The organism is Pseudomonas sp. CFBP13508 (genome assembly GCF_005233515.1).
GTDB lineage: Bacteria > Pseudomonadota > Gammaproteobacteria > Pseudomonadales > Pseudomonadaceae > Aquipseudomonas > Aquipseudomonas mercuritolerans.
Genome location: NZ_QFZZ01000002.1, coordinates 264693 through 279714, shown reverse-complemented (window position 1 = coordinate 279714; position 15022 = coordinate 264693). Strand labels below are relative to the sequence as shown.

Below are 15022 nucleotides of genomic sequence, written 5' to 3'. Positions count from 1 at the left end.
TGAGCAGAATAAACCTCATTTGGGGATCTGCCTGCATTTTTGAAGGACAAATGTGCTGTCTGTGTCTTTGACCTCCGGCGATTGGCAACCGTGCCGATTATTTTGCCGGTGTGATGATCGGTGGTCAGTCGTCGTTGATTTCGACTTTGCCAAGGCTCCCGCTGACCTCGGTAACATGCCGGCGGCCGTAGACTTCGTAGCTAGTCCCGCTGGCCTCGACGCCCGGCTTGCGCACGGCCAGTTGGGCGAATAACCCAGCCTTTTCGCTGTAGCTGCCGAACCAGTTGACCAGCGCCCCGATGTAGCATTCGCCGCCAATCATTACCGGCAGGTCGGTGATCTTTTCGATGGCATAGTGCGTTGGGCCGTAGCTGTAGTAATCGCCGTCTCCGGTACCCGTGGGAGGAATTGGGCAAAGGGGCGAGTTATTGGTTGAGTCGGGGGCGGCTTTCATCGCTTGAGTGACGGCGTGGTCGAGTGCCGCGTGCAAATCCGCTTCGAGGTCATAGGTGCTGGTGCCGTCTTCTTTATGTTGCGTGGTTGGCACTTGCAGGGAGTAAGCGTAACGCACGGACACCGTCGGTACCTGACGGTTGATCTTCAGCGGATTGAGCAGGTACAGATTATCGACACCATAGGCGCCGTTTCGGTAAGCGGCATAAATTCTGTCGTGAAGCCTGATCCAGCTGACTGCCTGATTGGCGCCACGGTCGTTGGTGTAGAACAGCGAACTTTCCGGCTCCACCGATCTTTTGACAAACCGCTCGCCCGTTCGGTGCCAGGTTTCCACGTAGGTGAACAGGCCAGTGCCGCCTGCGTATGTGTCGACGATAAGGTCGCGTTGGCCATCATCGTCCAGATCCAGCAGTGCGTAGGAAGTCCGTCCGGTCTCGGCGGCGCCTTCAATGCGTGAGGCGTTCAATGCTTTCCATTCGTCCTCGCTCACGCCTTTGGGGCGCGACTTGGGGAAGTGGGTTTGCTCGCCATAACTGTCGACTGGATCGCCCGCGAACGATGTCTGCGAAGACTCGAAAGCCCGTGCGGCCAAGGCATGTTCCAGCGCAAATTCCGTGTGGTTTTTGCTCTCGGCACGAATGCTTTCCTGCAGATCGTTCATCGCCTGAAGATCCACGGCGTCCGGCTGCCACATTGCGGCTTGCGTCCACTGTGCCTGCAATGCTTGCAGGCGCTGGCGGTAGCTGCCATCCAGGCAAGCGACATCGACTGCGCAGGCATTGCGGGTTTTTAGCCAGGCGCGCTGGGTGCGCTTGAGCTCAGGTTGCGTCGCTGTGGCAGTTGTCATCAGTTGGCGATACTGCGTGCCCATTTGCGCGTCGAGCTCATAAAGCGCTTTATTCGCGCAAATCGTGTTTTCCACGTCGTTCGCCGCTTTGGTGCAGTCCATTGCCGCCGCACGCATTGGCTGGATAAACAGCAGCAAAAAGGCCGACAGGATGTAGCGTCCCTTGATGTACACGATTCAGTCCCTATGAAAATCCTTGAGCCAGGCGCGCAGAGTAATACTCCAGGCAACATTCTTGAAGCACCACCCTCAGGCCCGGGCATTTTTGGCCGATAACCCGAACGGTGAGTTCAGACTCCAGCGAAATCGCTTGATGGCGCATGGCCTCCAGCTATCATCTGCGCGCCTGAAATCGCCTCGGTTCGTTTTCTTCAATTGCCTGGAAATCCTCGATGTCGTCGTATCACCAAAAAAGCTTTCTGATCGTCGATGATTTTTCCGATTTCCGCAGTTCCGTGCGTTCGATGTTGCGTGAGCTCGGCGTCAAGGATGTCGATACTGCCGACACTGGCGAGCAGGCGCTGAAGATGTGCTCGCAGAAGTCCTACGATTTCATTCTTCAGGACTTCCATCTCGGCGACGGCAAGAAGAACGGCCAGCAGGTGCTCGAAGACCTGATGTCGGAAAAGCTCATCAGCCACGAAGCCGTTTTCGTCATGGTCACCGCTGAGACCAGTCAGGCGATGGTGCTCAGTGCGCTGGAGCATGAGCCGGATGCGTACCTGACCAAGCCGTTCAACCGTTCCGGACTGGCCCAGCGCCTTGAGCGTCTGGAACAACGCAAGACGTTGCTCAAACCGATTCTGCAAGCCCTCGATCGAGGTAAGCCGGTCGAGGTGCTCAATGCCTGTATTGCCCTGTGCAAACAGGACATCCGCTATTCGCCGCTGTGCCTGCGTTACCGCGCCGACGCCCTGCGCGACATGAACCAGAACGAAGCGCTGGAGCGGCTCTACGACGGCATCATTGCCGACCGGCCGTTGCCGTGGGCCTTCGCCGGATTGGGCAAATTATTGTTCAAGCGCGGGCAGGTCTCGCAGGCCAAAGAGGTCTATGAAAAGGCCTTGAAAGTGTTCCCGATGATGCCGGCGCTGTATGACGGCATGGCTGATGTGCTGGTGGCCGAAGGCGACAGCAAAGGCGCGCAGCGGGTGCTGGAAGAAGCGATCCGGCTGTCGCCGCTGGCGGTGCGCCGTCAGGCTTTGCTCGGCAAATTGGCCATGGCCAACGAAGATTTCGAAACCGCCTCGCGCGCTTATCGTCAGGCCGTGGCGCAGGGCGCGCAGTCGCGTTTCAAGGACCCGGAAAGCAATCTCGGCCTGGCGCACGCGTTGATCAGCAAGGGCAGCGATCGCGGCCTCGACACGCGCACGCGGCTGGAGATCAACACTACGCTCAGTGCCGTGGCCAAGGAGAACCCGAGCGATCCTGGCCTGCAAATCCGTGCGCGTCTAATGAAAGCCACCAGCCTGCTGCTTAACGACGCCGAAACCGCTGACAAACTCACCGAACAAGCGCTGATGCGCCTCGATGGCATGGAGCAATTCATGAGCCCCGAGGCGGCGTTGCTGGTGGCCAAGCAGTTGCAGATGCTCGGTCAGGCCGAGGCGGGCACTTCGATGCTCAAGAGCTGCGCAGAGATCTACGGTGATGACCCGGCGGTCATGAAAGACATTGCCAAGCTCACCGACGATCCGACCATTCTCAGTTCGAGCAACGCTGCGGCCGATCTCAACCGCCAGGGCGTGCGCGTGTACAAGACCGGCAATCTGGTCGAGGCCCGCGAGGTCTTCCGCAAGGCGCTCAAGCTGCAACCGAAAAACATCAGTATTGCGCTGAACCTGGCCCAGTCGCTGCTGCACGGCACCGACACCAGTGTGCCGTCGGCGGAGCTGGAAGAATGTCGGGCCTGCCTGAAACTGGTGGGCCTGATGCCCGACACCGACGCGCGGTTTGCGCGTTATCAGAAGCTGAAAAGCAAGGCGTTTGGCGAATGAACCCAATTGATCCGGCGCTGGATTTTTCCACGGTGATTGCCTCCACCGTCCACGACATGAAGAACTCCCTGGCCATGCTGATGCAGGCGCACAGCCAGTGGCTGGCGCGTCTGCCGAAAGAGCTGCGCGACGGCTCGGAGCAGGGCGTGATCGACTTCGAGTTCGCCCACCTCAACGGCATGCTGGTGCAGTTGCTCGGGCTGTACAAACTCGGCGTGAATCAGTTGCCGCTGCAGCCGGCGTATCACGAACTCGACGATTTCATCGAGGCGCAACTGGCCGCGCATCAGGAAGTGTTTGCCAGTCGCGGCATCATCGCCACCTATGAAGTCGATCCGTTGAGCCCGCTGGGTTTCTTCGATCGCGAGCTGATCGCCTCGGTGCTCGGCAACTGCATCAACAATGCGATCCGTTACGCCCGCGAGTCGCTGCTGATTACCGTCAGCGACGAAGCCGGGCAACTGGTATTGAGCATCAACGACGACGGCGACGGTTATCCGGCGCAGATGCTCGAGCGTCAGGCCGATTACGTGCAGGGCATCAATCACAGCAGCGGCAGCACCGGGCTGGGTCTGTATTTCGCCAATCGCATCGCCGCGCTGCATCAGCGCAACGGCGTGGAAGGGCGCACCGAAATCAGCAATGGCGGGCCGTTGGGTGGTGGGGTGTTCAGCCTCTACTTGCCCTGACATGACCTGTAGGAGCTGACGAGTGCAACGAGGCTGCGATCTTTTGCCTTTGATTTTTTCAAGATCAAAAGATCGCAGCCTCGTTGCACTCGTCAGCTCCTACGCAGCTCCTACGGGTTCTGCAGGATAGGGATATTTGTGGGGGCTGCTTGATATTCCGAACAGGCGAAGCCTATTTTGTCCGGGTCGCCGTTCGCGGCTCGCACAATAACAAGGATTGCGTCATGACAACCGATGGCCAGGGTTCACTCGCGCAGCGATTGACCGGCATTGATGAGATTGAATGTGTCACCCCGGATCTGAACGGTGTGCCACGGGGCAAGGTGATGACCGCCGAGGGTTTCCTCGAGGGGCGGCGTTTGCAGTTGGCGCGGGGTGTGCTGCTGCAATGCATCATGGGCGGCTATCCGCCGGCGCGGTTCTACGGCAGCGATGACGGCGATCTGGCGCTGGTCGCCGATCCTGCGCAGATTCACCGCTTGCCCTGGAGCGACGAGCCGCGCGCCATGGCGATTTGCGACGCTGACGAACTGAGCGGGGGGAGCTCAAGTCTCTCGACCCGTGGCCAGCTCAAAGCGGTCATCGCCCGTTACGCCGCGCACGGTCTGGCGCCGGTGGTGGCGACCGAGCTGGAATTTTTTGTCTTCGCACCCAATACCGATCCGACCCAGCCGTTCCGTCCGCCGGTAGGCCTCGACGGCCGCCGCGAGGACGGTTTGTCGGCGTTCAGCGTCAGTTCCAACAACGGTCTGCGGCCGTTCTTCAGCGAAGTGTATAAATGCATGGCCGCCCTCGGCCTGCCGCGCGACACCTTCATGCATGAAATGGGCGTCAGCCAGTTCGAGATCAATCTGCTGCACGGCGACCCGCTGCTGCTGGCCGATCAGACGTTCCTGTTCAAGCACTTGCTCAAGGAAGTCGCGCTCAAGCATGGCCTGAGCGTGGTGTGCATGGCCAAACCGCTGGCGCATACGCCGGGCAGTTCGATGCATATTCACCAGAGCATCGTTGAGATCGGCAGCGGCAAGAATGTTTTCACTGACTCGAACGGCGAGCCGACGTCGATGTTCCGCCACTTCATCGGCGGGCAACAGGCAGGCCTCGCCGATTTCACCGCACTGTTTGCGCCCAACGTGAATTCCTATCAGCGCCTGTGTCATCCGTACGCGTCGCCGAACAATGCCTGTTGGTCCCATGACAATCGCGCCGCTGGCTTGCGTATTCCCGCCAGCTCGCCGGTCGCACGTCGGGTCGAAAATCGTCTGCCGGGCGCCGACGCCAACCCTTATCTGGCCATCGCCGCCAGTCTGGCTGCGGGTTTGCATGGCATCGAGCAGGAACTGGAGCCGAGCGCGGCAATCCAGGGTGAGTTCGCCGTGCCGGATAATCTGGCCTTGCCGTGTACCTTGCACGCCGCGCTGGAGCGTCTGAAACGTAGCCAGTTGGCGAGGGAACTGTTCGGGTCGGAGTTCATCGAAGGCTACATCGCTTCGAAGACCATGGAGTTGACCAGCTTCTTTGATGAAATTACTCCCTGGGAGCGCCGTGTGCTGGCCGCCCAGGCCTGACGTATCGCTGCTGCCGGGCTGTCGTTCTGACCGCCCGGTATTTACTGCAAGGAGCCGCTCGGAACGCCGATGCGCCAAATCTGGAAATCCTTTCGAGCGCTGTATTTCGCCTCGCTGATGATGTTGATCGGCTCAGGCCTTCTTTCTACTTATCTGGCTTTGCGTCTGGCTGCCGACAACGTCGACGGGCTGTGGGTCGGTGCGCTGATGGCGGCCAACTATTTCGGTCTGGTGCTGGGCGGCAAGATCGGCCATCGCCTGATCGCCCGGGTCGGGCATATCCGTGCCTACTCGGCGTGTGCGGGGATCGTCGGCGCGGCGGTGCTCGGCCATGGTCTGGTGGACTGGCTGCCGGCGTGGCTGGTGCTGCGGACGATCGTCGGTCTGGGCATGATGTGTCAGTACATGGTCATCGAGAGCTGGCTCAACGAGCAGGCCGATGCCAATCAGCGCGGGCTGGTGTTCAGCGGTTACATGATCGCCTCGTACCTGGGCCTGGTGCTGGGCCAGCTGATTCTGGTCATGCACCCCGGCCTCGGCCTGGAACTGCTGATGCTGGTGGCGCTGTGCTTTGCCCTGTGTCTGGTGCCGGTGACGCTGACCCGACGGATTCACCCGGCGCCTCTGCACCCCGCGCCGATGGAGCCGCGCTTCTTCATCAAGCGTGTGCCGCAATCGCTGAGCACGGTGCTCGGCGCCGGTCTGATCATTGGTTCGTTTTATGGTCTGGCACCGCTGTACGCCTCGCAGCAAGGGCTGTCGACCGAGCAGGTCGGTCTGTTCATGGGTAGCTGCATTTTTGCCGGTCTGCTGGTGCAGTGGCCGTTGGGCTGGTTGTCCGACCGCTACGACCGCGCGCTGCTGATTCGCTGCTTTGCCGGGTTTCTGGCGGTGGCGGCGTTGCCGTTGGCGATCATGCCGCAGGTGCCGCTGGAGGTGCTGTTCGTCGTCGGTTTCTTCTGTTCGCTGGTGCAATTCTGCCTGTATCCGCTGGCGGTGGCGTTTTCCAACGACCACGTCGAAGGCGATCGCCGGGTGTCGCTGACCGCCATGCTGCTGGTGACTTACGGCGTCGGCGCGAGCATTGGGCCGCTGCTGGCGGGTGTATTGATGAAGTTTCTCGGCAGTCAGAGCCTGTATGCGTTCTTCAGTTTCTTCGCGTTGGTGCTGGTCTGGCGGATTCGTCCGAAAGCAGTGACCAACCTGCACCAGGTCGACGACGCACCGCTGCATCACGTGGCAATGCCGGACAGCATGTCGAGCTCGCCGCTGGTGGCGGCGCTTGACCCGCGTGTCGATGAGCAGGTGGTGCAGGAGCAGATGGTCCAAGACCCGGCGCCGGTTACTCCTGAGCCTGAGCCTGAAGCGCAGCCGGAAGCAGTCGTTGAAACCGAACTGGACAGCGGCAATGACGATAAGCCTGCGCCGGATATCAGCGGTGGCAGGCCCTGAATCGAAGGTAAACACCGGCGCATAAAAAAGGGCAGCCCTGTGCGGGACTGCCCTTTTTTTTGATCGCTGCGACTCAGAGATCGTCTTTGTCAAAACGCCGTGCTTCACGTTGCAACTGGTAAACAAAACGCTCGACGTTGCGCGCAGCCTGGCCACTGATGTTGTGGAAGCGCAGACCGGCGAAGGTGATGTTGAGTTTTTCTTCGAAGTGCAGGTAGCGCAGCTCGACCGACGTTGGCTGATTGCCGAACAGCGGCGGGGCGATCAGACGATCGTAGACCTGGCCCAGTTGCAGGCGATCAGTGATGTCGCCTTCGAAGCGGAACTTGCAACCGGTCGCGGAAATATCCAGCAGCTTGCCGTGGATAGGCGCCTTCAGCTTTTCGCCGCCCAGTTCAACGCTGACCAGATCGGTGAGCTTCAACGCAGCGCGGAAGGCGTTACGGCGCTGGTGGTAGACCACTTCGCTCGGCAGATCGCCGGTGTAGAAACGGTCGCCGTCGGATTCTTCGATGTTGAGAGTGCCGTTGCATTCCCAGGCGATGCGCACGCCGTCATGAAAGCCTTCGACCTTGAACGGTTCGCCAGCCTGGAGGAAGCGCTCGCCATCGCGCGGGATCATTTCGTCCAGCGCAATCGTTGCGGTTTCGCGGTCGACCTTGATCAGGTAACTCTGAAAACGCTGGCTGCGTTCATGGAAGGTGATGATCAGCGGATCGTGGCTGTCTTGCAGCTGGCGCAGGTTGCTGGAGATTTCCAGTGGCGTGGTGAGCACCTTCGGAGGCTGCGGAGCATCATCCGCGCTTAGGGTGTTGGACACGGTTCTTCAATCTCCAGACAAAATAAGACGACTGGCCAGTATTTTGCCAGCATGTTGCGCAAGTGGATAGTGCAGGGCCAGCGAATGGCTCATGCCTGGCTGAGCGTTCGCGGCTTGACCGGTTTGGCAAAGGTCCCGCTGGCGTCGTACAGCGCTGGCGGCTCGCCGCCGGTGAGGATCTTCAACTGATTGGCCGTGGTCGCCTGCTGGATCTGGATCGACTGGCCATTCTTGACGTTGGCAGCCTGGCACTGGGCGATCAGCGCGGTCAGGGCGTCGCCCTGGGTTAGCAACTGGTCGCCAATGCTCGACTGGCTGGCCAGTTGCTCGAGACCTGTGCGATCGGTCGGCAGGTTGAGGCTGGCGAGGATTTCGCTGCGCTTGCGGCCATGCTGCTCGAGCAGAATGATCAACGCTTGCTTGGTCGCCAGAATTTCTTCCAGCAACGGCATGTCACGACCATGCAAAGCGAGGGATTCGGTTTGCAATAACTCCAGCAATTGTTGCGCTGGAGCAAAGTCGTCGTTGATCAGTTGCAATAAGTTAGTGTCGTGCATGGCTGGCCTTGGGGTTTAAGCGTCCAAAAGCCTGGCGCCGGCAAAAGCCTAGCGCTGGGCTTCGAAGTTGAGCAGTTTGCTGGCTACACGGTTGCTGTCGACTTTATAGCTGCCATCGGCAATCGCGGCTTTCAACTCGGCCACACGGGCTTTGTCGACAGCAGGCTGATCGCGCAGCTTGTCAGTGACCTTCTGCAACTGTTGAGCCTCATTGCTGAGGTGTACCGATTCCCCGCTTTTGGCGGCACTGGCCGGTTCGGCCTGAGTATTCAGCGGTGCGGAGGGGCTGTTTTCAGCGCTTTCCTTGGCGTTGCTGGTACGTGTGCTGCCGGTTAGTGACGAGGAACTGTTCAATCGGTTGAAATCGATAACCATGATAAAAAACCTCTGGGAATTTGGACGCTTGCCATGTTTTCGGCTATCCCCTGAAAAACTTTAGGCCCAATCAACCATAAGCTTGCATGCGCCGTTGCGAGACCTGCTGCGGCACAGTTTAGGGAAGCGACGGGATCGGCGCCAGTTTTCTCCACGAGGCTTTTACATGGCCACTTCGACCTGTCCCGGCGCAATCACCTGCGCCTTGATAACTCTTTGAGAGTTAAGGTTTTTTACTCGAATCTGTTCTTTCATGCCGCCATTGGAGAGCGCTTCCCCCGGCATGCGTACGGCAAGGGTGCCGCTGCGCGCAGTGATCACCACCTGGTCACCCTTGCGCACCACTTCGGCCTGTTCCAGATGCACCAGTGTGATGACCTGATCGGCGACCGTTGGTCGGGTAAGTTTCTGCCCGATCGCTTCGTCGACGGAGGTCAGGAAACCCTGGTTGATCGTGCTGACGTCGCGCTCGCGCAAGGTCACATCCTGCGGCTCGATAATGCCGGCGCGTTTCAGCGGACGAGTGGTCGTCACGATCTCGCGAAACAGGCGGACTTGAGCGGGTACGAACACCGTCCAGGGCGAACTGCCTTCGCAGCGAACCTTCACCGTGACGCGGCCCAGCGGGCGTGCCGGGCTCTCCAGTGTGGCTGTCAATTCCTTGTCGCACATGGGCATGCGCATGCGCGGGTCGAGCTGGTTGACTTCGATTTCGTAGCGGCCTTCGGTTTGACTGGAAGCCAAATAGTCTTCTACGGTGAATTCAAGAAAGCCCTGAGTCACGCCGATAAGCATATCAGGCAAGGTAACCGCATCTGCATGGGCAGGACTGCCAGCAAGCGAGCAGCAAACGGCGGCCACCGCGCAAAGCCCTTTGCGAAGGGTAGATGTCAGGCGTCGGGAAAATGTCGTTTGAGCGTTCATACGAGTTAAAAAGCAAGCGCCGTGCCGTTTAGCAATGAATGTGCGTCGCAACAACACTTGGCGTTGGTGTAGGAGTCTGGGCATGGCTGGTGTAATGGATTCGGTGAACCAGCGCACGCAACTGGTAGGGCAGAATCGCCTCGAGCTGCTGCTGTTCCGTCTCGACGGGCCGCAGCTCTACGGGATCAACGTGTTCAAGGTACGGGAAGTGTTGCAATGCCCGTCCCTGACGTTGATGCCCAAATCCAGTCCTGTCGTGTGCGGGGTAGCGAATATACGGGGAGCGACCATTCCGATCCTGGATCTGGCAATGGCAACGGGCTCCGGTGCGTTGAAAGACAAGAACAGTCCGTTCGTGATCATCACGGAGTACAACACCAAGACCCAGGGTTTCCTGGTCCGCTCGGTGGAGCGCATCGTCAACATGAACTGGGAAGAGATCCATCCGCCACCCAAGGGTACCGGTCGCGATCACTACCTGACCGCTGTGACGCGGGTCGACAACCAGTTGGTCGAAATCATCGACGTCGAGAAGGTGCTGGCCGAAGTCGCGCCGACGCCGGAAGCGATTTCGGTGGGCGTGGTCGATGTCGAGACGCAGACCAAGGCGTTGTCGCTTCGGGTGCTGACGGTCGATGACTCGTCGGTGGCGCGCAAGCAGGTCACGCGTTGTCTGCAGACCATCGGTGTCGAAGTGGTGGCGCTGAACGACGGCAAGCAGGCGCTGGATTACCTGCGCAAGCTGGTCGACGAGGGCAAGAAGCCGGAAGAAGAGTTCCTGATGATGATTTCCGACATCGAGATGCCGGAGATGGACGGGTACACCCTGACGGCGGAAATCCGCGGCGACGCACGCATGCAAAAGCTCCATATCATCCTGCATACTTCGTTGTCGGGGGTATTCAATCAGGCGATGGTTAAGAAAGTCGGTGCTGATGACTTCCTGGCCAAATTCCGTCCTGATGACCTCGCATCCCGGGTAGTCGACCGGATCAAAGCAGCAGATATCAGCTAGGGGCCTTCTGCCCCTGGCGGTCAACACGATTTAAGAGGCGGCATCATTGTCTACGGGTAATTTGGATTTCGAACAGTTCCGGGTCTTCCTGGAAAAAGCCTGTGGCATTCTGCTCGGTGAAAACAAGCAGTATCTGGTCTCGAGCCGTCTCAACAAACTGATGGAGCAGCAAGGCATCAAGTCCCTGGGTGAGCTGGTACAGCGCATCCAGACCCAGCCGCGCAGCGGTTTGCGCGAGCAGGTGGTCGATGCCATGACGACTAACGAAACCCTATGGTTTCGCGACACCTATCCGTTTGAAGTCTTGAAGAACAAGGTACTGCCGGAAGCGATCAAGGCCAGCCCCAACCAGCGTCTGCGGATCTGGTCGGCGGCCTGCTCGTCGGGACAGGAACCGTACTCGCTGTCGATGTCGATCGACGAGTTCGAGCGCAGCAACCTGGGTCAGTTGAAGATGGGCGTGCAGATCGTTGCCACCGATCTGTCGGGCCTGATGCTCAACAACTGCAAGACCGGCGAGTACGACAGCCTGGCGATCGGTCGCGGTCTGTCGCCGGAACGCCTGCAACGCTACTTCGACCCGAAAGGGCCGGGGCGCTGGGTGGTCAAGGCGCCGATCAAGAGCCGGGTGGAGTTCCGCTCGTTCAACCTGCTCGACAGCTACGCGGCGCTGGGCAAGTTCGACATCGTGTTCTGCCGCAACGTGTTGATCTACTTCTCTGCCGAAGTGAAGAAGGACATCCTGTTGCGCATTCACAGTACGTTGAAGCCGGGCGGGTACCTGTTCCTTGGCGCGTCCGAAGCGCTGAATGGTTTGCCGGATCATTACCAGATGGTTCAGTGCAGCCCGGGGATTATCTACAAGGCGAAATAAGCGGTTTGCGCTGATACAAAAAACGGGAGGCCCGCAAAGGCCTGCCGTTTTTTTATGCCCGAATTATTTTCCACGAACCCCCTGTGGGAGCGAGCCTGCTCGCGAAAGCGGTCTGTCCGTAAGACAGTTGGCGCCTGACACGCCGCCTTCGCGAGCAGGCTCGCTCCCACAGGGATCTGCGCTGACCTGGCAACGACGGCAAGCGGCAGAAAAGCGGCATCCGGCGGTAACCGGTTGCCGCTTTTCTGGCATTGCCGCTTAGCCTGTTCGGCTCAAAGCCCCGGAATACGGGGCTTTGTTCATTTGGCACGGCGCTTGCTAAAGCTCAGATACGAAAAACCGGTCACCTGAAGGTTCCCGACATGAGCATCAGCTTCGACAAAGCGCTGGGCATCCACGAAAAGGCATTGGGCTTCCGCGCCCAGCGTGCCGAAGTGCTGGCCAACAACATCGCCAACGCCGACACCCCGAACTACAAGGCGCGGGATCTGGACTTCTCCAAAGTGCTCGAAGCACAGACCGAGAAGACCAAGACCGGCGGCCACTTTGCCCTGAACATGACCAACAGCCGGCACATCGAGGCTGAAGGGCTGGGCAACGGCGACGAGTCGCTGATGTATCGCACGCCGATGCAGCCTTCGATCGACCAGAACACCGTCGACGCTCAACTGGAACAGTCGAACTACGCGGAAAACGCCGTCGGCTTCCAGGCCAGCTTCACCTTGCTCAACAGCAAATTCAAAGGGCTGGTGTCAGCCCTGCGCGGAGAATAATCCATGTCCCTGTCCAGCGTTTTCAACATTGCCGGCAGCGGCATGAGCGCGCAGACCACACGCCTGAACACCGTGGCCTCGAACATCGCCAACGCCGAAACCGTTTCGTCGAGCATCGACCAGACCTACCGCGCGCGCCATCCGGTATTCGCCACCATGTTCCAGGGCGGCCAGGCCGGCGGCAGCGATTCGCTGTTCCAGAACCAGGACGCGGCCGGGCAGGGCGTGCAGGTGCTCGGCGTCGTCGAAGACCAGAGCAACCTCGAAGCGCGCTACGAGCCGAACCATCCGGCCGCCGACGCCAAGGGCTACGTCTACTACCCGAACGTCAACGTGGTGGAAGAAATGGCTGACATGATTTCCGCGAGCCGCTCGTTCCAGACCAACGCGGAAATGATGAACACCGCCAAAACCATGATGCAGAAGGTACTGACCCTCGGTCAGTAATAAGGGGCGACTGCCATGAGCGTTACGGATACCACCAGCAGCCTGAGCATGAACGACATCCTGGCCAACTCGTCGAAGAAGGCCAGCAGCACCACGTCGGGCGGCATCGCTTCGGCGACCAACAGTGCCACCGGCGGCCAGGCGCTGGGCAAGGATGCTTTCTTGCAGTTGCTGGTCACCCAGCTGAAAAACCAGAACCCGCTCGACCCGCAGGACAACAGCGCGTTCGTTGCGCAACTGGCGCAGTTCAGCAGCCTTGAAGGCATCACCACGCTGAACTCCACCGTCAGTGGCCTTGCCGGCAACTACAACTCGTCGCAGGCGCTGCAGGCGTCGTCGCTGGTCGGTCGCAACGTGATCGTGCAGACCAACACCGCCCAGCTCGATGACCCGAGCAAAGGCCTGACCGGTTCGGTCACCGTGCCTTCGTCGATTGCCGGCGGCACCGTGACCATTACCGACAAGGACGGCAAAGCCGTGCGCACCATCGACCTCGGCAGCCGCGCTGCCGGCGATGCCAGCTTCACTTGGGACGGCAAGGACACTGCCGGCACCGTGGTGCCAGTCGGCACTTACACGTTCAAGGCCAACGCACCGATCAACGGCACCGCGACCGATCTGGCGACCTACCTGCCAGCGACCGTCAACAGCGTGACGATCAGCCAGACCGGTGGCGAGCTGATGCTCAACCTGGCCGGCAAGGGCACCGTAGCCCTGTCCAAAGTACAAACCATTGGTATATAGAGCCGACTAACCCGGCACGAAGGAGTGGAACATGTCTTTTAACATCGGCCTTAGCGGTCTCTATGCCGCCAACAAACAACTCGACGTCACCGGCAACAACATCGCCAACGTCGCCACCGCCGGGTTCAAATCCTCGCGCGCAGAATTCGAAGACGTCTATTCGTCGACTCGTCTGGGCAGCGGCAGCAAAGTGATTGGCAACGGTGTGCGCCTGGCCAACGTGTCCCAGCAGTTCACCCAGGGTGACATCAACAACACCGGTAACGTGCTGGACATGGGTATCAACGGTTCCGGCTTCTTCACCATGAGCAACAACGGCTCGATCTCGTACACCCGTGCCGGTACGTTCAAGGTCGACAACGCCGGTTACATCACCAACACCGACTACACCTCGCGTCTGCAGGGTTACGGTGTGGATGCCAACGGCAAAATCATCAACGGCGTGTTGACCGATCTGAAGATCGACACCTCGAACCTGGCGCCGAAGTCGTCTTCTTCGGTGACTTCGAGCATCAACCTCAACTCGTCGGCGCCAGTGATCGTTGATACCGGCGCCAGCGCCGTCAAGTTTGATCCGTCGAAGCCTGAGACTTACACCAAGTCGTTCAGCACGCCGATCTATGACACCCAGGGCAACTCCCACGTCATGGACCAGTACATGGTCAAGACCGGCGAGAACACCTGGAAGGTTTACACCCTGGTCGATGGTCGCAACCCGGATGCTACCGGTAGCAACCCGGTGACCACCGCGCCGGTTGCTTCGACATTGTCGTTCGATAGCTCCGGTAAATTGGTTCAGGTGAGCACGCCTAACCCGGCGGATCCAGCCAACCCGATCATCAGCAGCGATCTGAAGTTGACGGGCTGGGTACCGGGCACTGTGACCAATGGTGTGTTCACGCCTAACGGCGCGGCAGCGAACCCGAATGGCGTGACCATTTCGATGGCCAAGACCACTCAGTACAACGCTGATACCTCGCGTACGATTCCGACTCAGGATGGCTACGCCACTGGCCAGATCACCAACCTGACCATCGACGGCACCGGTACGCTGTTTGCCAACTTCAGCAACAACCAGAGCAAGGCGATCGGCCAGGTCGCGCTGGCCAGCTTCACCAACGAACAGGGCTTGCAGGCTGTCGGTGGCACCAGCTGGAAAGAGACTTTCGCTTCGGGTATTCCGGGTTACGATGCGCCGAAGACCGGTACGTTGGGTGAGGTGGTGTCCAACTCGCTGGAAGAGTCGAACGTTAACCTGACCAATGAGCTGGTTGATCTGATCAAGGGTCAGAGCAACTATCAGGCGAACGCCAAGACCATTTCGACGCAGAGCACGATTATGCAGACCATTATTCAGATGACCTGATTGGGTTTCTGAGCTGGTTTTTTGGGCCCCTCGGTTTTGAGGGGCTTTTTTTTGGGCCGTGGCGGCCTTTGGGCCGACCAGGCTTTTGGGGTTTTGGGTGAATATCCGTTTTTGCGGG

Annotated in this window: 15 protein-coding genes; 10 read left to right on the top strand and 5 right to left on the bottom strand. The window is 59.4% G+C overall.

The genetic code is table 11. From position 1 onward, the window contains the following. Window positions 1–124: 124 nt before the first annotated feature. Window positions 125–1477 (bottom strand): lysozyme inhibitor LprI family protein, encoded by a 1353-nt coding sequence (locus PspCFBP13508_RS05785; RefSeq protein ID WP_137213938.1) that lies wholly within the window; start codon window positions 1475–1477, stop codon window positions 125–127. A gap of 218 nt (window positions 1478–1695) precedes the next feature. Between PspCFBP13508_RS05785 and PspCFBP13508_RS05780 the strand changes: the two genes are divergently transcribed. From PspCFBP13508_RS05780 to PspCFBP13508_RS05765, 4 genes are all read left to right on the top strand, one after another. After that, on the top strand, window positions 1696–3300 hold the full coding sequence (locus PspCFBP13508_RS05780; RefSeq protein WP_016773603.1) for a tetratricopeptide repeat-containing response regulator: 1605 nt from the start codon (window positions 1696–1698) through the stop codon (window positions 3298–3300). Further along, complete coding sequence (locus tag PspCFBP13508_RS05775) at window positions 3297–3989, top strand: HAMP domain-containing sensor histidine kinase (protein WP_039757863.1); 693 nt, start codon at window positions 3297–3299, stop codon at window positions 3987–3989. The genes PspCFBP13508_RS05780 and PspCFBP13508_RS05775 overlap by 4 nt, the downstream gene beginning before the upstream one ends. Window positions 3990–4315: 326 nt before the next feature. Next, window positions 4316–5557, top strand: a complete 1242-nt coding sequence (locus PspCFBP13508_RS05770) for a glutamine synthetase family protein (protein ID WP_178084476.1) — start codon at window positions 4316–4318, stop codon at window positions 5555–5557. Between the two features lie 69 nt (window positions 5558–5626). Beyond that, window positions 5627–7009 carry an MFS transporter gene (locus PspCFBP13508_RS05765; protein WP_137213936.1) on the top strand — a complete coding sequence of 461 codons (1383 nt, stop codon included), beginning with the start codon at window positions 5627–5629 and terminating at the stop codon, window positions 7007–7009. Between the two features lie 73 nt (window positions 7010–7082). Here PspCFBP13508_RS05765 and PspCFBP13508_RS05760 read toward each other — a convergent pair whose 3' ends face one another. The 4 genes from PspCFBP13508_RS05760 to flgA form a co-directional block, all read right to left on the bottom strand. Next, the gene (locus PspCFBP13508_RS05760; protein WP_137213935.1) at window positions 7083–7829 is read right to left on the bottom strand and encodes a flagellar brake protein; all 747 of its coding nucleotides are present in this window, start codon (window positions 7827–7829) and stop codon (window positions 7083–7085) included. Between the two features lie 89 nt (window positions 7830–7918). After that, complete coding sequence (locus PspCFBP13508_RS05755) at window positions 7919–8386, bottom strand: flagellar protein FlgN (RefSeq protein WP_041479278.1); 468 nt, start codon at window positions 8384–8386, stop codon at window positions 7919–7921. 48 nt (window positions 8387–8434) lie between these two features. Continuing rightward, window positions 8435–8761 (bottom strand): flagellar biosynthesis anti-sigma factor FlgM, encoded by a 327-nt coding sequence (gene flgM / locus PspCFBP13508_RS05750; RefSeq protein ID WP_042607188.1) that lies wholly within the window; start codon window positions 8759–8761, stop codon window positions 8435–8437. Between the two features lie 162 nt (window positions 8762–8923). Next, window positions 8924–9685, bottom strand: a complete 762-nt coding sequence (gene flgA / locus PspCFBP13508_RS05745) for a flagellar basal body P-ring formation chaperone FlgA (protein WP_130899192.1) — start codon at window positions 9683–9685, stop codon at window positions 8924–8926. An 82-nt stretch (window positions 9686–9767) separates the two neighbouring features. Between flgA and PspCFBP13508_RS05740 the strand changes: the two genes are divergently transcribed. The 6 genes from PspCFBP13508_RS05740 (at window position 9768) to flgE (ending at window position 14904) form a co-directional block, all read left to right on the top strand. Then, window positions 9768–10700, top strand: a complete 933-nt coding sequence (locus PspCFBP13508_RS05740; RefSeq protein WP_016773611.1) for a chemotaxis protein CheV — start codon at window positions 9768–9770, stop codon at window positions 10698–10700. Between the two features lie 46 nt (window positions 10701–10746). After that, entirely contained in the window at window positions 10747–11574 is an 828-nt protein-coding gene (gene cheR, locus PspCFBP13508_RS05735; RefSeq protein WP_016773612.1) for a protein-glutamate O-methyltransferase CheR, read from the top strand. Window positions 11575–11936: 362 nt separating this feature from the next. Continuing rightward, a complete protein-coding gene (gene flgB, locus PspCFBP13508_RS05730; protein WP_016773613.1) occupies window positions 11937–12347 on the top strand; it encodes a flagellar basal body rod protein FlgB in 411 nt (136 codons plus the stop codon). Between the two features lie 3 nt (window positions 12348–12350). Then, complete coding sequence (gene flgC / locus PspCFBP13508_RS05725; RefSeq protein WP_042607186.1) at window positions 12351–12794, top strand: flagellar basal body rod protein FlgC; 444 nt, start codon at window positions 12351–12353, stop codon at window positions 12792–12794. A 15-nt stretch (window positions 12795–12809) separates the two neighbouring features. Beyond that, window positions 12810–13538: a flagellar hook assembly protein FlgD gene (gene flgD / locus PspCFBP13508_RS05720; RefSeq protein ID WP_130912377.1), complete on the top strand. Its 729-nt coding sequence runs from the start codon at window positions 12810–12812 to the stop codon at window positions 13536–13538. A 31-nt stretch (window positions 13539–13569) separates the two neighbouring features. Next, window positions 13570–14904 (top strand): flagellar hook protein FlgE, encoded by a 1335-nt coding sequence (gene flgE, locus PspCFBP13508_RS05715; RefSeq protein ID WP_130912376.1) that lies wholly within the window; start codon window positions 13570–13572, stop codon window positions 14902–14904. The last annotated feature ends 118 nt before the right edge of the window (window positions 14905–15022 follow it).

Bases quoted from the DNA above. Each gene is read 5' to 3' on its own strand.
- PspCFBP13508_RS05780 (WP_016773603.1), top strand. From the start codon at position 1,696: ATGTCGTCGTATCACCAAAAAAGCTTTCTGATCGTCGATGATTTTTCC.
- PspCFBP13508_RS05775 (WP_039757863.1), top strand. From the start codon at position 3,297: ATGAACCCAATTGATCCGGCGCTGGATTTTTCCACGGTGATTGCCTCC.
- PspCFBP13508_RS05770 (WP_178084476.1), top strand. From the start codon at position 4,316: ATGACCGCCGAGGGTTTCCTCGAGGGGCGGCGTTTGCAGTTGGCGCGG.
- PspCFBP13508_RS05765 (WP_137213936.1), top strand. From the start codon at position 5,627: ATGCGCCAAATCTGGAAATCCTTTCGAGCGCTGTATTTCGCCTCGCTG.
- PspCFBP13508_RS05755 (WP_041479278.1), bottom strand. From the start codon at position 8,386: ATGCACGACACTAACTTATTGCAACTGATCAACGACGACTTTGCTCCA.
- flgM (WP_042607188.1), bottom strand. From the start codon at position 8,761: ATGGTTATCGATTTCAACCGATTGAACAGTTCCTCGTCACTAACCGGC.
- flgA (WP_130899192.1), bottom strand. From the start codon at position 9,685: ATGAACGCTCAAACGACATTTTCCCGACGCCTGACATCTACCCTTCGC.
- PspCFBP13508_RS05740 (WP_016773611.1), top strand. From the start codon at position 9,768: ATGGCTGGTGTAATGGATTCGGTGAACCAGCGCACGCAACTGGTAGGG.
- flgB (WP_016773613.1), top strand. From the start codon at position 11,937: ATGAGCATCAGCTTCGACAAAGCGCTGGGCATCCACGAAAAGGCATTG.
- flgC (WP_042607186.1), top strand. From the start codon at position 12,351: ATGTCCCTGTCCAGCGTTTTCAACATTGCCGGCAGCGGCATGAGCGCG.
- flgD (WP_130912377.1), top strand. From the start codon at position 12,810: ATGAGCGTTACGGATACCACCAGCAGCCTGAGCATGAACGACATCCTG.
- flgE (WP_130912376.1), top strand. From the start codon at position 13,570: ATGTCTTTTAACATCGGCCTTAGCGGTCTCTATGCCGCCAACAAACAA.